Origin of the sequence: Pseudomonas aeruginosa (assembly GCF_001457615.1) — a bacterium.
In the GTDB taxonomy this organism is placed as follows: domain Bacteria; phylum Pseudomonadota; class Gammaproteobacteria; order Pseudomonadales; family Pseudomonadaceae; genus Pseudomonas; species Pseudomonas aeruginosa.
In genome coordinates, this window is the sequence record NZ_LN831024.1 from 5,471,145 (window position 1) to 5,494,035 (window position 22,891).

Sequence of the window (22,891 nt, forward strand, 5' to 3'; positions counted from 1 at the left end):
CGGGAGCTGGTCGCGCCGGAGGCTCAGCCCTTCTTCGTCCGCGACAGCGCGATGCACGCCACCACGATCAGCACGCCGCCGGCGATGGTCAGCGCGTCCGGCACCTCGCTCCAGAACAGCCAGCCCCAGCCGGCGTTGAAGACGATGCCGATATAGCGGGTCACCGCAACGATGGTCGCGCTCTCGTGACTGAAGGCGCGGGTTAGGAACACCTGGCCGAGTAGCGATACGACCCCGATGGCCAGCAGCAGCCCCCACTCGCGCAGCGTCGCCGGCACCACGAAGTCGTTCCACATCAGCGGGATGGCCACCAGGGTGGCCACCGCCAGGAAGTAGAAGACGATCTCGTAAGTATGGTGCCGCGCGCTCAGTTGGCGGATCGCCACCGAGGCACCGGCGGCGAACACCGCACTGAGCAGGCCGACCACGGCGTATACCGAGTAGCTGGAATAGCTGAACGGCTTGACGATCATCAGCGCGCCGAGCACCACCACCAGCAACAGCCAATAGACCGCCCGGGGAATCCGCTCGCCGAGGAACAGCGCGGAGAAGAGGATGACGAAGAACGGCGACATGTGCGCCAGGATGCTCGCGTCCGCCAGCGGGATATGGGCGATGGCGTAGAAATAGCAGACCAGGTACAGCGCCCCCATCACCCCGCGCACCAGCAGCATCGGCACGCCCTGGCGCGACAGGGCGACACCGGCCTGGCGCATCAGCAGATAGATCAGCAGGGTACCGATGGCGCTGCGGAAGAACACGATCTCGGCAGCCGGCAGGGTGGCGCTGGCTTCCTTGACCAGGGCGTTCATCACGCTGAAGGTGAAGGACGCCAGCACCGCCAGCAGCACCCCGCTCTTCAGCAGGTCGAGCACCATTGGCGATAGATGGCGTCCGCCGCCGGACGGCTGTCGATCGGATACAGGCTTGGATGGCACTGGCTCGCTCCTTGGCAATCGATGAATCGGGACACGGCGTTCTCGTAGCTCGCCAACAGGCTGCGCGCCTGCGGCATGGCCAGGTCGAAGTGGGCGGCCAGCGCGACGATCAGCGCCAGCTTGCGATAGTCCTCCAGCGGCACCCGCGGGAGCCGCCAGAGTCCGTCTTCGTCGCGACTGACGCGGCGGAACGGCACGGCGGAAAAGTCGAAGTGGCGACCCTGCTCGTCGGCCGGAGAGAACGGATCGACCAGCAACGCCGCGTAGCGCACGAACAGCAGGTATTCCTGGCGCTCGGCGCCGGCCTCGGCGAAGCCGTCGATGGCCGCGCGCGGCAGCATCGTCTCGTGCACCGGGTAGTTGTCGTCGTTGAGGAACCGCAGCAGGTTCAACGGCTCGGCGCCCATCCGCCGCAACAGTTCGCTCAGCTCGCACCACAGCCGCCGCATGGCGCCAATGGCCCCGGGGGTGATAGGTCCCTCCGGGTAGAGCTTGTACATGAAACCGGGCGGCCCCTGCTCGGAAAGTATCCGGGCGAGGGCGAACTCGCCGAGAAAGAACGGACTGTGCACGTAGGTGGTGACGTTGCGGCCCTCCGCCGCTTCCGGCGTCGCCAGGGGTACCACCTCCACCCCGCTGCCGGCCAGGACTCGCCGCCAGGTCTCCCGCGCCGGGCAGTCCGGCCGGCTGGAACCCAGGTAGACCCTGCGCTTGACCGCCTTGGTCAGGGCCCGCAGCGGTTGTGTCTCGTCGATCACCTTGGTCGCCGCGTAGTAGCTGGACAGGCTCAGCACGGTCGCCTGGCACCCCGCCGGCAGGGCGCTGCGCACCAGCAGGTTGGCGCCGATGAAGGCGGACACCAGCAGCAGCGTGCGCACCCCGCCGAGTTGCTCCCAGGGCAACCCGCGGACCACGTCCAGGTAGCTGTCGGCCGGCACGCAGAGCACCAGGGTCTGCCAATCGTCGCGAAGCTCAGCGGGGTCCTGGTGGAAGACGTCCAGCGCGGCGTTGCCGGACAGCCAGCGATGCTGCCCCTGCCCTTCCAGCTGCAGGCAGGCGCCGCGCGCCAGGGCCTCGGCGATCCGCTGGCTGCGCCGGCCGGGATGGTTCAGCGCGCCGAGGCGACCGGCACCGTGGCGGCGCAGGTCCAGCGCGACCTGGATCGCCACCGCGCCCAGACCGACCAGCAGGACGTTGCCCAGGCTCTCATCAGCGGCATTCATCGACCGGCCTTCTCCAGGATCAGGGTGTCGTACAGCGGCTGGCTGACCCGCTCCGCGCAAACCCGCCAGCCCTCCAGTTCGGCCGGTTCCACCGGGTAGTTGAACAGTCCCTTGATGCCGCTGCCGTGACGCAGCAGGACCTTGGCGTCGGCGCGCATGACCTGGCGGATCTGCGCCAGCACCGCGCTTTTCTGCTGCACCAGCGAAGCGATCAGGAAATGCGTGGCATCGCGGGAAAACGCCAGTTCCGCCGGCGGCAGCGAGGAAAACTGCATGCGCGCCTCCAGCCCCTGGCAGCGGGCGATCTCGCGGGCACAGCCCAGGGCCTCCTCGTCGATGTCCAGGCAGCACAAATGTGCGCCGACCTCCCGCGCCAGCACCAGGGCCGAGGTCGGCAGGGCACCGGAGCCGACGAACAGGACCCGTGCATCGGCATCTATCCCGGCGCTGTCGAGTTCGCCGCGGATGGATTCCAGCAGGCTACCCAGGTAGCGGCCCATCTCGCCGGGTTCATGCAGCACGCCCTGGCAAAGGTGCTTCTCCAGTTCGCAGAGGGCCTGCACCGCCGCGTCGCGCAGGCGCAGGCCGAGCGCCTGCAACGCAGGATCGTCCGAATCGGCCTGCCACTGCGCCCGGCTGCAATCCTCCCCGATCAGTCCGCTCAGACGGTCGAGCTTGCGCCTGAGGATCTCGTAGCAGCCGCAACACTCGCGGGCATAGACGGTGAGCAGGCGAATCTCGCATTCCAGTTCGCGGAGGGTTTCCAGCAGCGGTGTGCGTCCTTGCATGGCATGGCTTCCTGGCGGCGGTAGAGGGCTCAGTAGTTCAGGGTCAGGCTCATGGTCAGGTTGCGCGGCTCGCCGGGGGCGACCCAGACGTTGTTATAGGAACGCTCGTAGTAGCGACGATCGAAGAGGTTGTTGACGTTCACCCCGAGGGTGGCATTGCTCGCCAGCGGATAGCGCGCGAGCAGGTCGACGGTGGTGTAGGCCGGCAGTTCGAAGCCGCTGTCGCTGCTGTCGCCGGCGCGCTCGCCGACATAGTTGACCGCCGCGCCGGCATCGGCGCCGTGCAGCCAGCCTTCGCGGAACTCGTAGACGCCCATCAGGCTGCCGCTGTGCTTCGGCACGTTGAGCAGGCGGCTGCCGCGAGCGATGTTCTCATCCTTGGTCACTTCGGCGTCGATATAGGCGTAGGCGCCGATCAGCCGCAACTGCTCGGTGAGCTGGCCGCTGAACTGCAGGTCGAAGCCCTGGCTGCGCGCCTCGCCGGCGGTCTGCTGGTAACCGGGATTGCTCGGGTCGGCGGTGAGCACGTTCTTCTTTTTCAGGTGGAACGCGGCGAGGGTCATGCCCAGCCGGCCATCGAGCAGGTCGAGCTTCACCCCCGCCTCGTAGCCGCGCCCCTCCTCCGGGTCGAAGGCCTTGCCGGCCATGTCGGTACCGCCATTGGGCTTGAAGGATTTCGAGGCGTTGGCGAACAGGCCGACCTCCGGGGTCGCCTGGTACAGCACGCCGATGCGCGGGGTGGCGGCACGCTGGGTCTGCTGCGAGCTGGTGTCGCGGAAGCGGCCATTGTTCAGGCGCGTGGCGTTCATGTCCTGGCGGTAGCGGTCGAAGCGCACGCCGAGCAGGCCGCGCCATTTCTCGCTGAACTCGATCTGGTCCTGCAGGTTGAGGGCCATCGCGTCGACTTCCTCGTGGTTGCGGTCGTCGCGTCCGAAGGGTGGTTTCGGCTGGCCGTAGACCGGCCGGCGGATGTCGATGGCATAGGGGTTGCGCGACGGGATGCTACGCAGGATCAGTTCGTCGTTGTGGTAGCGCTCGTACTCGAGGCCCATCAGCAACTGGTGGCGGATCGAGCCGGTATGGAGGTCGCCGAGCAGGTCGAGCTGGGTGATGCTGTCGTGCCACTCGAAGTCGCGGTAGCGGTACTCCCGGCGCAGGCTGTAGCCGTCGGCGGCGAGGCTGGAGTTCTCCGAGGCGTAGCCGTCCAGGTGGCCATGCTTGTAGTGGCTGGCCAGGCGCAGGCTCCACTGCTCGTTGAAGTGATGGCGCAGGGTGGCCTGGAGGGTTTCGTTGTTGTTGTCGATCTTGCCGTCGTCCGGTTCGCCGAAGAACCGCGAGCGCGGCAGGCTGCCCAGGTGGTTGTGCGGCGCCACGGTGCCGCGGTCGAAGACCTGGCGGTTGCGCACCACCTCGGCTTCCACCAGCAACGAGGTGTCCGGGTCCAGTTGCCAGCTGAACGATGGCGCCACCAGCAGGCGCTGGCCGTCGGCGTAGTCGCGGAAGCCCTTGCTGTCCTCCACCGCCAGGTTCATCCGGTAGAGCAGGTCGCCCTCTTCGTCCAGCGGCGTGTTCAGGTCCAGGGTCGAGCGGTAGCGGTCCCAACTGCCGGCGCTGGCATGCAGGCGGGCGAAGCGCTCGGCCTGGGGCTTCTTGGTCACCAGGTTCACCGTGCCGCCGGGATCGCCGCGCCCGTAAAGGCTGGAGGCCGGTCCCTTGAGGATTTCCACGCGCTCGATGGTGGCGCTGTCCGGGGCGTTCATATAGCCGCGGTTGGCGCTGAAGCCGTCGCGGTAGAACTCCGAAGTGGTGAAGCCACGGACGTTGTACTCGAACATCGTCAGGCCGCCGAAGTTGTTCTGCCGCGAGACCCCGCCGGCGAAGTCCAGCGCCCGTTCGATACGAGCGCTGTCAAGGTCGTCGAGCACCTGGCGCGGCACCACGCTGATGGCTTGCGGGATGTCCTCGATACGGGTGTCGGTGCGCGTCGCGCTGGCCGTCCGATTGGCCCGGTAGCCCTGCACCGGGCCCGCCGCGCGCTCCGCTTCGGCGGTGACAGTGAGGACCTCAAGCTCCGCGGGACTTTCCGTTTCCGCCCAGAGCGCCGGACTGCTGCAACCGAGGCCGACACCGAGGACAAGCGACACACTGACTCTCATGGGAAATCGCACCAGAAAAGAAATGATATACTATAACGCTACCAGTTCGATTCCGGCCTCGCAATACAATGCCCGGCTCTATCTCGCGTCTCGCCGCCAGGCTGTGATACTCATCCCTCTTTTCCGACGACCAGCCCAGCCATGCCCAACTCCATCTCCAATTCCTCCCGCCTGCACAGCATCGACGCCCTGCGCGGCCTGGTGATGCTGTTCATGCTGCTCGACCATGTCCGCGAGACCTTTTTCCTGCACCGCCAGGTCGGCGACCCGATGGACGTCGCCAGCACCGAGCCGGCGCTGTTCCTCAGCCGCACCCTGGCGCACCTGTGCGCGCCGGTGTTCGTCTTCCTCACCGGCCTGTCGGCATTCCTCTACGGCGAGAAGCACCAGGGACGCCGGGCGGTCTCGGCGTTCCTGTTCAAGCGCGGGTTGTTCCTGGTGGCGCTGGAACTGACCCTGGTGAACTTCGCCTGGACCTTCCAGTTGCCGCCGACGGTGATCTACCTCCAGGTGATCTGGGCGATCGGCCTGAGCATGCTCGCCCTGGCCGCCCTGCTCTGGTTGCCGCGCCCTATGCTCGCGGCGCTCGGCGTGCTGCTGGTGGCCGGCCACAACCTGCTCGATCCGCTGCATTTCGCTCCCGGCTCGGCCTGGCACCTGCCGTGGGCGGTGCTCCACGACCGCGGCTGGATCGAAGCGGGCGATGCCCTGCGCCTGCGCACCTCCTACCCCCTGCTGCCGTGGATCGGTGTGATCGCCCTGGGCTATGCCGCAGGCAACTGGTTCAGCGGCGCCACGCCGGCAACCACGCGCCGACGCTACCTCCTGGCGGGCGGTGGCGGGCTGCTGCTCGGCTTCATCCTGCTGCGCCTGCTCAACGGCTATGGCGAGAAACCCTGGGCCTTCGGCGAGACGCCGGCGATCACCCTGATGGGCTTCTTCAACGTCACCAAGTATCCGCCGTCGCTGCTGTTCCTCGCCCTCACCCTGGGAATCGGCCTGCTGCTCCTGGCCTGGTTCGAACGCCTGGACTGGAGCGGTCGCGGCAAGGCCCTGGTGGCGTTCGGCGGAGCGCCGATGTTCTTCTACCTGCTGCATCTCTACCTACTGAAGCTGCTGTACCTGCTGGCGCTGGCGATCTGGGGCGCCAACCGGGGCGACTACTTCGGTTTCTCCTCGGTGCCGGCGCTATGGCTGTGCAGCATCCTGCTGGCCGTGGCGCTGTACCCGGCGGTGCACTGGTTCGCCGGTTTCAAGGCGCGGCGGCGGGATATCGCCTGGTTGAAATACTTCTGAGGCGCGGAGCATCCAGGAGCCGCTGGAAACGTCCGGCCCTTCCCCCCCACGGGTAGGACGAATGATGCGAAGCGTTATCCGCCGGACACAGCAGGCAACCACGCCGACGTCCACCGCCGGCAGGGAAGTAGAAATGAAGGGTTGCGCGGAACTCCCAGACAACGGAAACGAAACGGCCGGCGGGCGCCTCGCGCCCGCCGGCCATTGCCTGGTTCGCTTCCCGTCGCCGACGGGCTAGCCAGTCAGGACAGGTACGCCGAGCGGGTCAGCCCCAGGCGCAGCGCATCCAGGTACTGGTTGCGCTCGCGGGCGGTGAGCTTGGCCCCGGCGACCTTGTCGCGGTAGAGGGTCATCAGTTCCTCCGGCGACAGGTGCACGTAGCGCAGCATGTCCTCGATGGTGTCGTGGGTCTCGATGCCGGCGTGATAGATGCCGCCGTCTGCGCGCTGGTAGACGTTCACCGAGTCGGTGTCGCCGAACAGGTTGTGCATGTCGCCGAGGATCTCCTGGTAGGCGCCGACCAGGAATACCCCGATCAGGTAGTCCTCGCCCTCCTTCACCTCGTGCACCGGCAGGCTGGTCTCGATGCTCTGCTCGTCGACGTACTGGGTGATCTTGCCGTCGGAGTCGCAGGTCAGGTCCTGCAGTACCGCGCGCCGATCCGGCTCCTCGCCCAGGCGGTGCAGCGGCAGGATCGGCAGCACCTGGCCGATGGCCCAGGTATCCGGCAGGCTCTGGAACACCGAGAAGTTGCAGATGTACTTGTCGGCGAGCTTGTCGTTGAGTTCGTCGAGGACCTGCCGGTGGGAGCGCTGGCGGGCCTTGAGCTGGTTGTGCAGGCGCCGGCAGATAGCGAAGTAGCACTGCTCGGAGAGGGCTTTCTGCGCCAGGCTGATCTTGCCGTCGGCATACTGCGCGGCGGCGTCGCCGATGTAGTGGGTGGCGCGCCAGTAGGTCTCGGTGACCATCTCGGCATCGGTCGGGCCGAGCAGTTCGGCCAGCCAGCGAACGATCTCCGGCTGCTCGTCGAGATCGACGATCTTCGGCACGTCGTCGTTGTGCCGCTCGACGTCGGTGACCTGGGTGATCAGCACCGCATGGTGCGCGGTCAGCGCCCGGCCGCTCTCCGAGAAGATGTGCGGATGCGGCAGGCCCTGGGCGTCGCAGAACTCCTTGAGCATGCCGACCACCACGCCGGCATAGTCATCGATGTCGTAGTTGATCGAGCTGGCGTTGCGCGAATGGGTGCCGTCGTAGTCGACGCCGAGGCCGCCGCCAACGTCGATGTGATCCACCGGCAGGCCGAGCGCGCGCAGCTCGCCGTAGTAGCGGATGGCTTCCTTGAAGCCGTGCTGGTAGTCGGCCAGGTTGGCGATCTGCGAGCCCATGTGGAAATGCAGCAGGCGCACGCCCTGGTCGAGACCGGCCTGGCGGAAGCGCTCGACCACCGACAGCAGCTGGGCGGCGGAAAGGCCGAACTTGGCCTTCTCGCCACCGGTGTCTGCCCACTTCGACGAAGCCAGCGAGGACAGCCGCACGCGCAGGCCGACCTGGGGCTGCACGCCGACGTTGGCGGCCTCCTCGATCACCAGCTGCACCTCGGATTCCTTCTCGATCACGATGAACACGTTGTGCCCGAGCTTCTGCCCCATCAGCGCCAGCTTGATGAACTCGCGGTCCTTGTAGCCGTTGCAGACGATGGTGCCGCCCTTCGGGGCCAGCGCCAGCACCGCCATGAGTTCCGGCTTGGAGCCTGCCTCCAGGCCGATGGAGACGTTCTCGGTGGCGATGATGTTCTCCACCACCGCTTCCTGCTGGTTGACCTTGATCGGATACAGCGCGGTATAGCGGCTCTGGTATTCGAGGCGCTCGATGTTCGCGTCGAAGGCGCCGGTGAGCTTGCGCACGCGGTCCTGCAAAATATCCGGGAAGCGCACCAGCAGCGGCAGGCTCAGGCCCGCCTCGCGCAGCTGGCCGACCAGCTCGTAGAGATCGATGGGCGTCGAGTCGGCACCCTGCGGACGCACTTCGACATTGCCGCCATCGTTGATGGCGAAATAACCCGCACCCCAGTGGCGGATGCCGTATACGCCGCGGCTGTCGGCCACGGTCCAGTTGCTGCCATCGTCTTTGCGAGTCCGTCGAGCGGCCATGCGCGGTGATCTCCTCAATGTTCGGGGTCGGGCGGGCGCCGGGATCTCCGGATGGCCCTGGCCGGCACGCCTGTGGTGGAGGCTAGCCGGAGGATGTGACGTTGCCGTGTTGACCGCCACACTGGGCGGTAGTTTAGGAAAGCCGAGGAAATCCGCTCATGCGGGTATCCGCAGTCTCCCATCTAGGGAAAGGGCTGGCGCGGCCTCGCGGTGCCGGACCTGCCCGCTCTCTGCAGGGGAGAACGCGGTCAGCCGCCGGACTTCTTCGCCTTGAAACCGCGCTTGAGGAGTTCGTCGATCAGCAGTTCGACATGCTCGCCCTGGATCTCCACCACGCCGTCCTTGAGACTGCCGCCGGTGCCGCAGCGCCGCTTCAGCGCGCTGGCCAGCTCCTTGAGCGCATCGCCGGCGAGCGGCAGGCCACTGATGGTGGTCACCGTCTTGCCGCCGCGGCCCTTGGTCTCGCGGCGCACGCGCGCGATCCCGTCGCCGACAGGCGCTACGGCCTGCCCGCAGATGCAGGCGTCTTTGGGTTGCTGGCAGTCCGGGCAATGCCGGCCGCCATCCGTGGAATACACCAGCCCGCCGAGGGCGGACAGGGACGAAGCTTTTTTGACCACCGGGCGTTTCCCCCAGAATGGCCTCGACGGGCCAGGTCAACAACGATGGCCGGCGGGAGCCGACCGCGACGCCCCACTCAGGCAGGGGCTGCGCAGGGCGGCATGGGGACCGCCCGAAAAGGTCGCGCAATTTAGCAGCATTGCGAGCAAATGCTAAGAGCGAAAATGCGCCATTGATCGGTGAAATGGCGACATCCGCGGCTCAGGCGTCCAGGTACAGGCGCAACGCCTGCAGGGAATCGGGGCAGTACGGCAGGCTGCGAGCCTCCTCCAGCGCCAGTTCGGGACGGATGAAGCGGGCCTCGGAGATTTCCTCCGCCTGCAGGCGCAAGGGCGCATCGGAGACGGCGGAAAACACCGCGCACCAGAGCCGGTTGCCCGGTTCGTCGAAGAAGAAGCGACCATGTTCGCGCAGGACCGCGTCGCGGATTCCCAGCTCTTCCTCCAGTTCGCGGGCGGCGGAGTCGGCGTAGGGCTCGCCGGCCTGGACCATGCCGCCGGCGGCGAGGTCCCAGTACCCGGGATAGACCGCCTTGCTCAGGGTCCGGCGCTGCACGCACAGCTCGCCGGCGGAGTTGAACAGCAGGATGAAGGTGCCGCGACCGATCAGCCCGCGCTCGCGCAGCTCCGCGCGCGGCAGGCTACCGAGCGGGCGGTCCTGCTCGTCGACCCAGGCGATGAGTTCGGCGTCGGAGGCGGCCCGGTGGGCCACCTCTTCGGCGCTGATCGGCGCGGCCATGGGTCAGCCCTGGGAAAGCAGCTGGCGCAGGTCGATCACCGCGGCGTTGGCGCGGGAAATGTAGTTGGCCATCACCAGCGAGTGGTTGGCCAGGATGCCGTAGCCGCTGCCGTTCAGCACCATCGGGCTCCACAACGGCTCCTGCGCGGCCTCCAGTTCGCGGATGATCTGCCGCACGCTGACCGTGGCGTTCTTCTTCGCCAGCACGTCGGCGAAGTCGACCTCGATGGCGCGCAGCAGGTGCGACAGCGCCCAGGCCTGGCCCCGGGCCTCGTAGAAGACGTTGTCGATCTGCAGCCAGGGGGTTTCCTGGACCACTTCCTCGACCTTGGGCGCCTCGCCCGGCTGTACCTCTTCGGGGTTCTTGATGTTGGTGTTCAGCTTGACCCGGCCGACGCTCGCCGACAGGCGCTGGGACAGCGAGCCCAGGCGGGTGGCGACGTCGCCCAGCCAGTTGTTCAGGTTGTCGGCGCGGGCATAGAACTGCGCGTTGGGCTGGTTCGGGTCGGACAGACGGGCCAGGTAGCGATCCAGCGACTTGATGCCTTCCTGGTACTCCGACTCGGACGCCGGCAGCGCCCAGCTCTTGTTGTCGAAGTTGAAACGCGGCTCGGCGCGAGCCAGGTCGGCGTCCTCGGTGGACTGCGACTGCGAACGGGCGAAATCCTTGCGCAGCGCCCGGCTGATGTCGCGCACCTGGACCAGCACGCCATACTCCCAGCTGGGCATGTTGTCCATCCAGATGCCCGGCGGGAAGATGTCGTTGGAGATGTAGCCGCCCGGCTTGGTCAGCAGGGTATCGACTACTTCCTTGAGGGTCTCCACCGTGGTGTAGCCGGTGACCATCTGCCGCCCGGCGCGCTCGGCGGCGGCCTGGGCGTCCTGCTGCACGGGGAACAGGTCGGGTTCCTGGCTCCAGTACCAGCCGACCAGCATCGCCACCAGCAGGTAGATGCCCAGCAGGCCTCCCACCACGCGCACCAGCCAGGGGCCGCCGAAGTAGGTACGCACATCATCCACGGAATTGTCCACGCGATCGCGCATGGTCCCACGACGCTTCTTCCAGTCCAGCATGGCAAGGGTCCTTAAAACAGCTCGATAGATGGGGGATTGGACCATGGCGAACGCGTTCCGTGCCAAGCGCCAACCCTTCCAGGACGCCGAAAACCTCGGCATCGTCGGCTTTCAGCGTAGTGGAAGCCGGTTTTGTGCCGGAATGCTCAGTGAGAATTTTCCGAAACAGGCATAAGCATGCCGTAGTCCGTCGCACAAAGGCACCCACCAACAGGTGGGGATGACATTTGGAAAAGAAAAGGCTCCTCTCGTCAGCCGCCCAACGGCCGCTGGCTTTCATGGCGATAGGTGATAGCATAGAGCCATCATTCGCAGCGACGCTCTGCCGCGAAGACCACGAAAGAAGCGCGTCATGATGACCGAGCACGATGACCCGACCCTGGACCGCCTGAAGCACCACTTCGCCCAGCGAGTGATCAACCAGGCGCGCCAGGTTCTGGAGGTCTGGCAACGCCTGACCCGCGCGGAGTGGAACAGCGACGGCATGGAAGAACTGGCCGACGCCACCCTGCGCCTGCAGCGCTACGCCGAACGCTTCGAGCAAGCCGAGCATGCCCAGTTGGCCGGTGCCATCGACCGTACCCTGGACGTCGTCGAGGCCAACCGCGGCCGGCTTTCCAGCGAGTCGATCAGCGAACTCAACCAGTTGATGCAGCGCCTGTCGCGCACCGGCCTGCGGCATGGCGACCAGCTCGAGCACACCGTCCTGCCGCCGTTGCGCAAACCGGTCTACCTGGCACTGAAGGACCGCGAACGCGCCGAGCGCCTGGCCCAGCAACTGGAATTCTTCGGTCTGCAGGCGCTGAGCTGCGAGACCGCCGACGCCTTCCGCGCCAGCATGCGCGAACGCTACCCGGCGGCGATCGTCATGGAAGTCGATTTCGCCGGCCCCGACATGGGCCTGCGACTGGCCAGCGAGGCCCAGGCCGGCCTCGAACACAAGCTGCCGGTGCTGTTCTTCAGCGACAGCGAGACCGACACACCGACCCGCCTGGCCGCGGCCCGTGCCGGCGGCCAGGAATTCTTCACCGGCACCCTGGACGCCTCCAGCGTGCTGGAAAAGATCGAGACCCTCAGCCGCCTGAGCTTCTACGAGCCCTACCGGGTACTGATCGTCGACGACTCCCGGGCCCAGGCGCTGCACACCGAGATGGTCCTCAACAGCGCCGGGATCATCACCCGCGCACTCACCGAGCCACTGTCGGTGATGGCCGAGCTGAGCGACTTCCAGCCCGACCTGATCATCCTCGACATGTACATGCCCGAGTGCCTGGGCACCGAATTGGCCAAGGTGATCCGCCAGCACGAGCGCCACGTCAGCGTGCCGATCATCTACCTGTCCGCCGAGGACGACCTGGACAAGCAGCTGGACGCCATGAGCGAAGGCGGCGACGACTTCCTCACCAAGCCGATCCGCCCGCGCCACCTGATCGCCACCGTGCGCACCCGCGCCAGCCGCGCGCGCAGCCTGAAGGCGCGGATGGTGCGCGACAGCCTGACCGGCCTGTACAACCACACCCATACCCTGCAACTGCTCGAGGACGCCCGTCTGCGCGCACGTCGCGATGGCCGTCCGCTGAGCTTCGCGATGCTCGACATCGACCACTTCAAGCAGGTCAACGACCGTTTCGGCCACCCCATGGGCGACCGGGTGATCAAGGGCCTGGCGCTGTTCCTCAAGCAACGCCTGCGCAAGACCGACCACATCGGCCGCTATGGCGGCGAAGAGTTCGCCGTGGTCCTTCCGGACACCGACCTGGACGCCGCGCGCCTGGTGCTCGACGAGATTCGCCAGCGCTTCGCCGAGATCCACTACCCGGCGCAACCGACCGACCTGCGCTGCACCTTCAGTTGCGGCATCGCCGAGCTGACCCCGGACCTCGATATCAAGAGCATGGCCAAGCAGGCCGACGAAGCGCTGTACCGGGCCAAGCACGGCGGGCGCAACCGGATCGAGGTATATCGTCCCGACGCTCGATAATGGCCTTTTGCCATCAGCCGGTAACCGAACGGAAATAACCTGCGGTCTCGCCGTTCCGTAGTCGGACGAGACTCGCCATGCGCCTCAAGCAACTCACCAACCTCAACACCCTGCTCCTGCTCACCGTCTGCCTCGCCCTGGGAATCACCCTGTGGTGGTCGCAACGCGCCATGGAGCGGCCCTTCCAGTTGCTCGACCAGTACCTGGAGCTGTCGCAGCGCTTCGACGAACAGGTCGCGCGCAACATCCGCCAGTACCTCGGCAGCGGCGACGCCGTGCGCCAGCAGGCCGCGCTGCAAGCCCTGGAAAGCCTCGCCGAGGCCTTGCCGGAGCTACCGCCGGACCTCGCCCGGACCCTCGCGCCAAGCCTCGCGGAGTTGCGCGAATTCAGTGCCGGCGACCTGCTCGCCGCCGGCAAGCTCGCCGGCGACCCGCAGGGCCTGCTGCTACAGGCCGAGCGCGACCTCACCGGCAACCTGGAACAATGGTCCGCCTACCTGGACGCCGCGGCGGGGCAGCCCCAGGCCGGCGCCTACCGCACCCCGCTGCTGCTCGCCAGCCTGCACCTGACCCGCCTCAGCCTGGCCCGCGCCAAGCTGGTGGAAAGCGCCAACCCGGCCCTGGCCGGCGACGTCGAGCGCGAATTGGCCAACCTGCGCGAGCAGGCCGGGCGGATCGAGGCCTTGCCGCTGCTCGGCGTGCTCGACGAGCAACGCTCGGCCAGCGACGACTTCGCCGCCATGATGGGGCTGGCCGGCGACGCCGAGGCTGGCGCCGGCAATGCCGAAGACCGCGGCGTGGCGCTGCGGCGCGAACTCGCCAGCCTGCTGCAACGCTATCCGGACGAGTTGCGCCGCACCCGCGACCTGATCGAGCGTCGCCAGCAACTGTCCGCCGACACCGGCGCCAGACTGGACGCGGTGCGCCAGGCCCTGGCCACCCTGGAACCGCAGGTGCGCGGCGAACGCCAGCGCCTGCAAGGCCAGGTACGCCTGATCCAGGGTGGGATGATCGCCCTGATCCTGCTCATCGCCCTCGCCATCGACAGCCTGCAAAGACGCCTGGCGCGGGTCCTCGGGCAACTGGTGCCGGCGCTCTCGGCCTGGGCCGACGGCGACTTCTCGCGCCCCATATCCCTGCGTACCCGCACCGAGGACCTGCGCAACCTGGAAGATTCGCTGAACCGCCTGCGCAGCTTCCTCGCCGAGCTGGTCGGCGCGATCCACCGCCGCGCCGAACAGGTCGCCGGCAGCAGCCAGACCCTGGCCGAGGTCAGCAGCGGCCTGCACGCCGGGGTCGAGCGCCAGGCCGGCGATACCGGGCAGATCCGCGACGCCCTCGGCGACATGGAAGCGGCGATCCAGCAGGTCGCCGGAGACGCCAGCCAGACCGCCGACGCCAGTCGCAGCGCAGGCCAGGCAGTGGAGCATGGCCAGCGGGTGATCGGCGAGAGCCTGGGCGGCCTGCGCGAGCTGGTCGACGAGGTGCAAGGCAACGCCCAGTCGATCGAGCGCCTGGCCGAGGAGTCGGCGACCATCGGCAGCGTGCTGACGGTGATCCGCTCGATCGCCGAACAGACCAACCTGCTCGCCCTCAATGCCGCCATCGAGGCCGCCCGCGCCGGCGACCAGGGCCGCGGCTTCGCCGTGGTCGCCGAGGAAGTCCGCTCGCTGGCCCAGCGCACCGCCGGCGCCACCGAGGAGATCCAGCAGCTCATCGGCCGCCTGCAACAGGCCGCGCGGCAATCGGTGGAGGCCATGCGCAGCCAGGTCGAGCATGCCGAACGCACCGCCGAACAGGCCGGCGCGGCGGAAGGCGCGCTGGACGAAGTGGTCGCCGCGATCCATACCATCGGCGTGATGGCCGAACGCATCGCCGAAGGCTCGACCCAGCAGAGCCAGGCGGTCGGCGAGATTCGCTCGCACAGCGAACGCATCCACGCCCTGGGCGGGGAAAACCTGCGGCTGATCGGCCATAGCCGCGAACAGGGCGAGCAACTGCGGCAACTGGGCGGCGACCTGCGCACCACGGTGCAGGCCTTCCGCCTGTGACCCTGCGGCGACGTGCCGCAAGGCGCCAGAGGAACCGTCTGGCTTCGGACCGGTCGGATACCGCTCAGCGGAACCGGGGCAGGACCTGATCAGCCGCACGGGGCTCGATCGGGCCCGGCTTTCCGCTATCATTCCGGCTTTTGATCCGACGAGATATCCATGCGCCGCCTGCTGACCCTGATCCTCCTGCTGGTCGCCCTGCCCGCCGGCGCGGGCCTGTTCGACAGCCGTCCCGGCGCCTCCCTCGGCGGCGGCCTCGATGGCGGCGGCTTCCTCAAGGTCGACCAGGCGTTCAAGCCCAGCGTCGAGCGCAGCGACGCGCAGCACGTGCTGCTGCGCTTCGTCAACGCCGAGGGCTACTACCTCTACCGCCACCGCTTCCAGTTCAAGGTCGAGCCAGCCCAGGTCAGCCTCGGCCAGGTGCAGCTGCCGGCGGGCAAGCAGCACCACGACGAGTACTTCGGCGATACCGAGGTCTACTACAACATCGTCGACCTGAAGATTCCCCTGAACAACCCGGCCCGGCAGCCCTATACCCTCGTGGTGACGTACCAGGGCTGCGCCGACAAGGGCCTCTGCTACCCCCGGAAACCAGGCGCTTCGACATCGACGGCGGTGCCGCGCCGCCAGCCGAGAGCGACGCGGCCGGCAAGGGCCCGCTCGAGCACAAGGGCAAGCGCAGCCTGCTGTTCTTCTTCCTCGCCGGCCTGACCCTGACCTTCACCCCCTGCGTGCTGCCGATGCTGCCGATCCTCTCCGGAGTGGTCCTGCGCGGCCGGCCGGGCGGTGGTCGCGGCTTCGTCCTGTCGCTCGCCTACGTGCTGCCGATGGCGCTCTGCTTCGCCCTGCTCGGCGCGCTGATGGGCATGTTCGGCGCCAGCCTCAATCTCCAGGCGCAATTGCAGTCGCCCTGGGTACTGGTGCCATTCGCGGCGTTCTTCGCGCTGTTCGCCGTGGCCATGTTCGGCTTCTTCGAGCTGCGCCTGCCCGGCTTCATCCGCGAACCGCTCGACCGCCTGGCCGGCGATGCGCGCGGCGGCTCGATCCTCGGCGCGGCCACCCTCGGCGTGCTTTCCAGCCTGCTGGTCTCGCCCTGCGTCTCCGCCCCGCTGGCCGCCTCGCTGCTCTATATCAGCGCCAGCGGCGATGCCTGGGGGGGCGGCCTGCAACTGTTCGCCCTCGGCCTGGGCATGGGTACGCCGCTGGTGGTGTTCGGCGCCGGCGGCGGCGCCCTGCTGCCCAAGAGCGGAGCCTGGATGAATGGCGTGCGCAACGCCTTCGGCGTGCTGTTGCTGGCGGTCGCCGTGTGGCTGCTGGAGCGGGTGGTGTCCGGCCCGGTGGCGCTGATGCTCTGGGGCATGCTCGCCGGCGGCGCCGGCCTGGCCCTGGGCGCCCTCGAATTCACCCCGAAGAGCGCCGCACGCCGCCTGCTGCAACTGCTTGGCCTGATGTTCCTGACCTACGCGGTGGCCGCCTGGATCGGCGCCCTGCAGGGCGAGTCGGACCCGATCCATCCGCTGGGCCGCTCGGTGCCGTCGATCCATGCCGGGCCGCCGAGCACGCCCGGCGAATGGCAGAACCTGACCACCCCGGCGCAGTTGGACGCCGCCCTGGCCGAGGCACGTCAGGCCGGCAAGCCGGTGCTGCTGGACTGGTATGCGGACTGGTGCATCAGTTGCAAGGTCATCGAGCGCCAGGTTCTCACCGATCCCACGGTGCAGGCACGACTGCCGGCCTACCGCCTGCTGCGCTTCGACATCACCGAAAGCAACCCGGCCCAGCGCGGCCTGCTGGACCGCTACAACCTGTTCGGTCCGCCGGCGATCCTGTTCTTCGCCCCGGGCGGTGACGAATGGAGCGACTTGCGCGTCATCGGAGAGATCGACGCCGCCGGGCTCGCCGAACGACTGCGCCGGGCCGCTACCCGGCAGTGACATGCGCTGACATACTTCTGCCGCAATTGCCGGTCAACATGCGGCGATCTACTGCAATCTAACAGTGACTGGACAGTCATACGGAAATTCCGGCATAGTGCCCGCTTGCCGTTTGCAGCCTGTACAGGACAATCAACAAGACAATGGCGACCCTCCTCGTATTGCACGGGCCGAATCTGAACCTGCTGGGCACCCGCGAGCCCGGCACCTACGGTTCGACCACCCTCGGGCAGATCAACCAGGACCTCGAGCGCCGCGCCCGCGAAGCCGGCCACCACCTGCTGCATCTGCAAAGCAACGCCGAATACGAACTGATCGACCGGATCCATGCCGCGCGCGACGAAGGCGTGGACTTCATCATCATCAATCCGGCGGCATTCACCCATACCAGCGTCGCGTTACGTGACGCGCTGCTTGCGGTGAGCATCCCATTCATCGAAGTGCACCTGTCGAACGTGCACAAACGTGAACCTTTCCGGCATCACTCCTACTTCTCCGACGTGGCGGTAGGGGTGATCTGCGGTCTCGGCGCCACAGGCTACCGCCTGGCCCTGGAATCCGCCCTTGAACAACTTCAACGCCCCTGACCTCACTGGGAGTGCTAGCGCTAATGGACATTCGTAAAGTCAAGAAACTGATCGAGCTGCTGGAAGAGTCCGGTATCGACGAGCTGGAAATCCGCGAAGGCGAAGAGTCGGTACGCATCAGCCGCCACAGCAAGACCGCCGCCCAGCCGGTGTACGCACAGGCTCCGGCCTTCGCCGCTCCGGTCGCCGCGCCGGCGCCGGCAGCCGCCGCTCCGGCCGCCGCTGCCGCGGAAAGCGCCCCGGCCGCGCCGAAGCTGAACGGCAACGTGGTTCGCTCGCCGATGGTCGGCACCTTCTACCGCGCCGCCTCGCCGACCTCGGCCAACTTCGTCGAAGTCGGCCAGAGCGTGAAGAAAGGCGACATCCTGTGCATCGTCGAAGCCATGAAGATGATGAACCACATCGAAGCCGAAGTTAGCGGCACCATCGAGTCGATCCTGGTGGAGAACGGCCAGCCGGTTGAGTTCGACCAGCCGCTGTTCACCATCGTCTAAGCCGCGGGGAACCTGCGATGTTGGAAAAAGTGCTGATCGCCAACCGCGGCGAAATCGCCTTGCGCATCCTTCGCGCATGCAAGGAGCTGGGGATCAAGACGGTGGCGGTACACTCCACCGCCGACCGCGAGTTGATGCACCTGTCGCTCGCCGACGAATCGGTGTGCATCGGTCCGGCCCCGGCCACCCAGTCGTACCTGCAGATCCCGGCGATCATCGCCGCGGCCGAGGTCACCGGCGCCACCGCGATCCACCCCGGCTACGGCTTCCTCGCCGAGAACGCCGACTTCGCCGAGCAGATCGAACGCTCCGGCTTCACCTTCGTCGGCCCGACCGCCGAGGTGATCCGCCTGATGGGCGACAAGGTCTCGGCCAAGGACGCCATGAAGCGCGCCGGCGTCCCCACCGTGCCGGGCTCCGACGGCCCGCTGCCGGAAGATGAAGAAACCGCCCTGGCGATCGCCCGCGAGGTCGGCTACCCGGTGATCATCAAGGCCGCCGGCGGCGGCGGTGGTCGCGGCATGCGCGTGGTCTACGACGAATCCGAGCTGATCAAGTCGGCCAAGCTGACCCGCACCGAGGCCGGCGCGGCGTTCGGCAACCCGATGGTCTACCTGGAGAAGTTCCTGACCAACCCGCGCCACGTGGAAGTCCAGGTGCTTTCCGACGGCCAGGGCAACGCCATCCACCTCGGCGACCGCGACTGCTCCCTGCAGCGCCGCCACCAGAAGGTGATCGAAGAGGCGCCGGCCCCCGGCATCGACGAGAAGGCCCGTCAGGAAGTCTTCGCCCGCTGCGTCCAGGCCTGCATCGAGATCGGCTACCGCGGCGCCGGCACCTTCGAGTTCCTCTACGAGAACGGCCGCTTCTACTTCATCGAGATGAACACTCGCGTGCAGGTGGAGCACCCGGTATCTGAGATGGTCACCGGTGTCGACATCGTCAAGGAGATGCTGCGCATCGCCTCCGGCGAGAAGCTCTCGATCCGCCAGGAGGACGTGGTCATCCGCGGCCATGCGCTGGAATGCCGGATCAACGCCGAAGACCCGAAGACCTTCATGCCCAGCCCGGGCAAGGTCAAGCACTTCCACGCCCCCGGCGGCAACGGCGTGCGCGTCGACTCGCACCTCTACAGCGGCTACAGCGTGCCGCCGAACTACGACTCGCTGGTCGGCAAGGTCATCACCTACGGTGCCGACCGCGACGAGGCGCTGGCGCGGATGCGCAATGCCCTGGACGAGTTGATCGTCGACGGTATCAAGACCAATACCGAACTGCACAAGGACCTGGTGCGCGACGCCGCCTTCTGCAAGGGCGGGGTGAACATCCATTACCTGGAGAAGAAACTGGGTATGGACAAGCACTGATCCGTCAGTCGCTGCGCACAAGGGCTGCCTCCGGGCGGCCCTTGTCGTTTCCGCCTGCCGGCCGCCCCAACGGTGCTATCCTCGTCGCCCCTCCACCACCGGACTCCTGCATGGAACGCATCCGCCGCTGGTACCGCCAATCGCTGGCCGCCGCGACCGAGGCCGCGACCTGCTTCGCCCTGGGTTTCAGGGAAAGCCTGCAACCCGCCGCACTCTTCCGCTCCGCGAGCCTGTGCATTCTCGTCAGCGTGCTGTGCACCTGGCTGTTCGTGCATTTCTTCGAACCGATCATCCGCCTCTGCGGCTGGGCCGCGCTGTACACGGCATTCAGCGTGGCCAACTTCGCCCTGATCCCCAGCGGCTCGCTGATCGAGGCCGGCAGCGGTGGCCCGTACTTCGATCCGCTGGCGGCCTTCAACGGCCTGGCGGGACTGGCGCAACTGGCGTTCTATTTCGTCGGCTATGCCGCGCTGTTCTTCGTCGCCCTGTACGCCGCCAGCATCGTCTTCGGCATCCGCCTGGGCCTGCGCATCGGCCTGCTCGGACAACTGAAGGAACAGGTCCGCCAACGCTACCCGCGACTGGCACCTGCCTCCGGCGAAAGGATCTCGCTGTGGCGTGCCGCCGGCTTCCGCCTGGCACCCTGGCTGGGCGTTTCCGGATCGATCCTGGTCGGCCTGCTGGTTCCGCTCTACAACGGTGTACTCCTGCTGCTGGCGCTGGCCTACCTGAACATCCGCTTCCTGCTGCCCGCCACGCTGGCCGGGCTGGCCGATGCCGGCGAGCAGCTCGCCGTGCTTCGTGCTCGCCGCGGCAGCCTGTTGCTGTTCGGCCTGCTGATACTGCTCCTGGCGCTGGTGCCGCTGCTCAACCTGCTGCTGCCGGCGGTGCTCGGCGGCGGTACCTGCCACCTGGCCAATCGCGGCCTGGCGCAACTGCGCGGCGAGGCCACGGCAGAGAGTGGCAGCGCCGGCTAGCCTCAAGTAAGCTTGCGCGGTGGAAAACGGGTCGCCCCTGGGCGGCCCGTTTCGTTTACAGCCGCAACAGAGGTCGCCCCATGCCCTGGTTACAAGTTCGCCTGGCCATCACCCCGGAACAGGCCGAAACCTACGAAGACGCCCTGCTCGAAGTCGGCGCCGTCTCCGTGACCTTCATGGACGCCGAAGACCAGCCGATCTTCGAGCCGGACCTCGGCACCACCCCGCTGTGGTCGCGCACCCACCTGCTGGCGCTGTTCGAAGCGGACACCGATGAGACCGCCCTGCTCGCCCACCTCGCCTTGCTTACCGGCGGCGACCTGCCCGAGCACCATGTCGAGGAAATCGCCGACCAGGATTGGGAACGCAGCTGGATGGACAACTTCCAGCCGATGCGTTTCGGCCGCCGCCTGTGGATCGTGCCGAGCTGGCACGCCGCCCCCGAGCCGGACGCGGTCAACCTGCTGCTCGATCCGGGCCTGGCCTTCGGCACCGGCACCCACCCGACCACCGCGCTGTGCCTGGAATGGCTCGACGGCCAGGAACTGGCCGGCCGGCAGGTGCTCGACTTCGGCTGCGGCTCGGGAATCCTCGCCATCGCCGCGCTGCTGCTCGGCGCCGAACGGGCGGTCGGCACCGACATCGATCCACAGGCCCTGGAAGCCTCGCGCGACAATGCCTCGCGCAACGGTATCGAGCCCGCGCGGTTCCCTGTCTACCTGCCGGCGGACCTGCCGCAGCGACAGGCCGACGTGCTGGTCGCCAATATCCTCGCCGGCCCGCTGGTTTCCCTCGCCCCGCAACTGACCGGCCTGGTACGTCCCGGCGGCCTGCTGGCGTTGTCCGGCATCCTCGCCGAGCAGGCCGCGGAGGTCCGCGCGGCCTACTCCGCACACTTCGATCTCGACCCGACCGCCGAGCGCGAAGGCTGGATCCGCATCAGCGGCCGCCGCCGCGCCGATTGATGGCGCGCCGCCAGCCACCACTGATCCCGCCCCACTGCCTTCGTGCAAGAAGCTTGGGGTAGACTAGCCGCCGGATTTTCCCTACGGATCGCCGCATGAGCGAAAGCGTCATCACCCAATGTCCCCATTGCAGCACCAGTTTCCGCGTCAACGACGCGCAACTGGGCGCCGCCAATGGCGCGGTCCGCTGCGGCACCTGCCTGAAAGTCTTCAACGCCCTGCAACACCAGGTCGGTGGCGCGCCGCGCGCGAACGCTCCTTCGGCAGCCGAAGCGAAGCCGGCCGCCGCTCCGCCACCCGCGCCCAGCGTCGCGGCCGCCACCTCGGCCGCGCCCCCGGCAGCGCGCCCGCGCGACGAAACCCTGTGGATCCATGACGACCTCGACCTGGACAGCCTCAACCTCGACGAGGAACTGGCCAAGCTCGACGAATTCGAGCTGAACCAGGAATTCTCCAGCATCGAGAAGGCCCCGCGACCGGCGGAAAGCCTGCTGGCGCGCCGCGACGACGAACGCGATCCACATGACGAACGCTGGGCCGAGGCGCTGATCGCCGATGCCGAACCGGCCCAGCCGGCGCGCGGCAATCCGCGCCAGGAACCGAGCCTCGGCGAACCGCTGGCGGAAGAGCGGGTATCCTTCGTGCCGCTGCGCCGCGCCGAGGATCCGCCGGAACTTCGCCTCAGCCTCGATGACGACGATGACGACGAGCCCAGCCTCGGCAAGCGCCGCCACGGCCTGAGCGCCCTGGATGAAGACGACGAGGAAAGCGCCGAGGAACAGTCCGTCGCGCCCCTGGGCAGCGCCCGCAAACCGGACGAGGCGCCGGTCGAGAGTCTCGACCAGTTGCGCGACGAGCCGCTGCAACTGGCCTGGGAGAAGCCCCGGCGCCAATGGCCGCGGCGTCTCGGCTGGCTGCTGCTGATCCTGCTGGCGCTGGGCGGTCTCGCCGCTCAGTACATCGCCTACCATTTCGACGAACTGGCGCGCCAGGACGCCTATCGCCCCTGGTTCGCCCAGCTCTGCCCGGAAATCGGCTGCACCCTTCCCTCCAAGGTCGACGTGGAGCAGATCAGGAGCAGCAACCTGGTGGTCCGCAGCCATCCCGAATTCAGCGGCGCGCTGGTGGTCGACGCGATCATCTACAATCGCGCCAGCTTCTCGCAGCCGTTCCCGCTGCTGGAACTGCGCTTCGCCGACCTCAACGGCCACCTCATCGCCAATCGCCGCTTCAAGCCCGGCGAGTACCTCGGCGGCGAGCTGGCCGGACGAACGGAAATGCCACCGCAGGTACCGATCCACGTGTCGCTGGACATCCTCGACCCGGGTCCGAAGGCGGTGAACTACAGCCTGAGCTTCCATTCCCCGGAGTGACCGGAAAGACCTCGCCGGTCGCCGCCGGGCCGCTACGCCCACCCGCTCGCGCGGAGCGCCAGGCGCAAGTGCCGCTCGTCTTCCAACTGTAAGAACTAAGGAATCGGCTGTTCAGAATTTATCCAAAACAGCCTTTATCCGGTCATCCAGAGCGGGTATCATGCCCTCCCTTTTT

16 protein-coding genes and 2 pseudogenes are annotated in these 22,891 nt (G+C 67.5%); 10 read left to right on the forward strand and 8 right to left on the reverse strand.

The genetic code is table 11. The features are described 5' to 3' along the window. Positions 1-23: 23 nt before the first annotated feature. From cntI to cntO, 4 genes are read right to left on the reverse strand one after another with little or no spacing between them, the layout of a single operon-like run. Entirely contained in the window at positions 24-878 is an 855-nt protein-coding gene (cntI, locus tag AT700_RS25215) for a pseudopaline transport inner membrane protein CntI (protein WP_003104336.1), read from the reverse strand. Continuing rightward, positions 860-2,161, reverse strand: a complete 1,302-nt coding sequence (cntM, locus tag AT700_RS25220; protein ID WP_003116099.1) for a pseudopaline biosynthesis dehydrogenase CntM — start codon at positions 2,159-2,161, stop codon at positions 860-862. The genes cntI and cntM overlap by 19 nt, the downstream gene beginning before the upstream one ends. After that, on the reverse strand, positions 2,158-2,949 hold the full coding sequence (cntL, locus tag AT700_RS25225) for a pseudopaline biosynthesis protein CntL (protein ID WP_003104339.1): 792 nt from the start codon (positions 2,947-2,949) through the stop codon (positions 2,158-2,160). Before cntL ends, cntM begins: the two co-directional genes overlap by 4 nt. Before the next feature lie 29 nt (positions 2,950-2,978). Further along, a complete protein-coding gene (gene cntO / locus AT700_RS25230) occupies positions 2,979-5,105 on the reverse strand; it encodes a pseudopaline transport outer membrane protein CntO (RefSeq protein ID WP_023088624.1) in 2,127 nt (708 codons plus the stop codon). A 141-nt stretch (positions 5,106-5,246) separates the two neighbouring features. Here cntO and AT700_RS25235 point away from each other — a divergent pair, with 141 nt between their 5' ends. Continuing rightward, positions 5,247-6,401 (forward strand): DUF1624 domain-containing protein, encoded by a 1,155-nt coding sequence (locus tag AT700_RS25235; protein ID WP_031629565.1) that lies wholly within the window; start codon positions 5,247-5,249, stop codon positions 6,399-6,401. Between the two features lie 242 nt (positions 6,402-6,643). Here the strand turns inward: AT700_RS25235 and speA are convergent, their stop codons facing one another. The 4 genes from speA to AT700_RS25255 form a co-directional block, all read right to left on the reverse strand. Beyond that, complete coding sequence (gene speA, locus AT700_RS25240) at positions 6,644-8,554, reverse strand: arginine decarboxylase (RefSeq protein ID WP_031629568.1); 1,911 nt, start codon at positions 8,552-8,554, stop codon at positions 6,644-6,646. Positions 8,555-8,802: 248 nt separating this feature from the next. Further along, positions 8,803-9,174: a translation initiation factor Sui1 gene (locus tag AT700_RS25245; RefSeq protein WP_003106225.1), complete on the reverse strand. Its 372-nt coding sequence runs from the start codon at positions 9,172-9,174 to the stop codon at positions 8,803-8,805. Positions 9,175-9,376: 202 nt separating this feature from the next. Continuing rightward, positions 9,377-9,913 carry an NUDIX hydrolase gene (locus AT700_RS25250; protein ID WP_003095369.1) on the reverse strand — a complete coding sequence of 179 codons (537 nt, stop codon included), beginning with the start codon at positions 9,911-9,913 and terminating at the stop codon, positions 9,377-9,379. A 3-nt stretch (positions 9,914-9,916) separates the two neighbouring features. Further along, a complete protein-coding gene (locus tag AT700_RS25255; RefSeq protein ID WP_003106226.1) occupies positions 9,917-10,987 on the reverse strand; it encodes a DUF2333 family protein in 1,071 nt (356 codons plus the stop codon). Between the two features lie 352 nt (positions 10,988-11,339). Between AT700_RS25255 and gcbA the strand changes: the two genes are divergently transcribed. The 9 genes and pseudogenes from gcbA (at position 11,340) to AT700_RS25300 (ending at position 22,716) form a co-directional block, all read left to right on the forward strand. After that, positions 11,340-12,968 carry a diguanylate cyclase GcbA gene (gene gcbA, locus AT700_RS25260; protein WP_003106227.1) on the forward strand — a complete coding sequence of 543 codons (1,629 nt, stop codon included), beginning with the start codon at positions 11,340-11,342 and terminating at the stop codon, positions 12,966-12,968. Positions 12,969-14,503: 1,535 nt separating this feature from the next. Beyond that, positions 14,504-15,019 (forward strand): annotated as a pseudogene (gene ctpL, locus AT700_RS30640) (methyl-accepting chemotaxis protein CtpL); the annotation flags it as partial. Positions 15,020-15,178: 159 nt separating this feature from the next. Further along, a pseudogene (locus tag AT700_RS25270) lies at positions 15,179-16,953 on the forward strand (protein-disulfide reductase DsbD). A gap of 143 nt (positions 16,954-17,096) precedes the next feature. Beyond that, positions 17,097-17,540, forward strand: coding sequence for a type II 3-dehydroquinate dehydratase (gene aroQ, locus AT700_RS25275; RefSeq protein WP_003095385.1), 444 nt, complete (start codon positions 17,097-17,099; stop codon positions 17,538-17,540). A 23-nt stretch (positions 17,541-17,563) separates the two neighbouring features. Then, entirely contained in the window at positions 17,564-18,034 is a 471-nt protein-coding gene (accB, locus tag AT700_RS25280; protein ID WP_003110495.1) for an acetyl-CoA carboxylase biotin carboxyl carrier protein, read from the forward strand. 17 nt (positions 18,035-18,051) lie between these two features. Then, on the forward strand, positions 18,052-19,401 hold the full coding sequence (gene accC / locus AT700_RS25285) for an acetyl-CoA carboxylase biotin carboxylase subunit (RefSeq protein WP_003095391.1): 1,350 nt from the start codon (positions 18,052-18,054) through the stop codon (positions 19,399-19,401). A 110-nt stretch (positions 19,402-19,511) separates the two neighbouring features. Beyond that, the gene (locus tag AT700_RS25290; RefSeq protein ID WP_003112326.1) at positions 19,512-20,378 is read left to right on the forward strand and encodes an EI24 domain-containing protein; all 867 of its coding nucleotides are present in this window, start codon (positions 19,512-19,514) and stop codon (positions 20,376-20,378) included. An 80-nt stretch (positions 20,379-20,458) separates the two neighbouring features. Then, positions 20,459-21,343 (forward strand): 50S ribosomal protein L11 methyltransferase, encoded by an 885-nt coding sequence (prmA, locus tag AT700_RS25295; RefSeq protein WP_003107506.1) that lies wholly within the window; start codon positions 20,459-20,461, stop codon positions 21,341-21,343. A gap of 95 nt (positions 21,344-21,438) precedes the next feature. Continuing rightward, complete coding sequence (locus AT700_RS25300) at positions 21,439-22,716, forward strand: DUF3426 domain-containing protein (RefSeq protein WP_003161322.1); 1,278 nt, start codon at positions 21,439-21,441, stop codon at positions 22,714-22,716. Positions 22,717-22,891: the final 175 nt, after the last annotated feature.

Excerpts from the sequence above, each read along its gene's own strand:
- cntI (WP_003104336.1), bottom strand. The coding sequence starts at position 878 with ATGGTGCTCGACCTGCTGAAGAGCGGGGTGCTGCTGGCGGTGCTGGCG.
- cntM (WP_003116099.1), bottom strand. The coding sequence starts at position 2,161 with ATGAATGCCGCTGATGAGAGCCTGGGCAACGTCCTGCTGGTCGGTCTG.
- cntL (WP_003104339.1), bottom strand. The coding sequence starts at position 2,949 with ATGCAAGGACGCACACCGCTGCTGGAAACCCTCCGCGAACTGGAATGC.
- cntO (WP_023088624.1), bottom strand. The coding sequence starts at position 5,105 with ATGAGAGTCAGTGTGTCGCTTGTCCTCGGTGTCGGCCTCGGTTGCAGC.
- AT700_RS25235 (WP_031629565.1), top strand. The coding sequence starts at position 5,247 with ATGCCCAACTCCATCTCCAATTCCTCCCGCCTGCACAGCATCGACGCC.
- speA (WP_031629568.1), bottom strand. The coding sequence starts at position 8,554 with ATGGCCGCTCGACGGACTCGCAAAGACGATGGCAGCAACTGGACCGTG.
- AT700_RS25250 (WP_003095369.1), bottom strand. The coding sequence starts at position 9,913 with ATGGCCGCGCCGATCAGCGCCGAAGAGGTGGCCCACCGGGCCGCCTCC.
- AT700_RS25255 (WP_003106226.1), bottom strand. The coding sequence starts at position 10,987 with ATGCTGGACTGGAAGAAGCGTCGTGGGACCATGCGCGATCGCGTGGAC.
- gcbA (WP_003106227.1), top strand. The coding sequence starts at position 11,340 with ATGATGACCGAGCACGATGACCCGACCCTGGACCGCCTGAAGCACCAC.
- aroQ (WP_003095385.1), top strand. The coding sequence starts at position 17,097 with ATGGCGACCCTCCTCGTATTGCACGGGCCGAATCTGAACCTGCTGGGC.
- accB (WP_003110495.1), top strand. The coding sequence starts at position 17,564 with ATGGACATTCGTAAAGTCAAGAAACTGATCGAGCTGCTGGAAGAGTCC.
- accC (WP_003095391.1), top strand. The coding sequence starts at position 18,052 with ATGTTGGAAAAAGTGCTGATCGCCAACCGCGGCGAAATCGCCTTGCGC.
- AT700_RS25290 (WP_003112326.1), top strand. The coding sequence starts at position 19,512 with ATGGAACGCATCCGCCGCTGGTACCGCCAATCGCTGGCCGCCGCGACC.
- prmA (WP_003107506.1), top strand. The coding sequence starts at position 20,459 with ATGCCCTGGTTACAAGTTCGCCTGGCCATCACCCCGGAACAGGCCGAA.
- AT700_RS25300 (WP_003161322.1), top strand. The coding sequence starts at position 21,439 with ATGAGCGAAAGCGTCATCACCCAATGTCCCCATTGCAGCACCAGTTTC.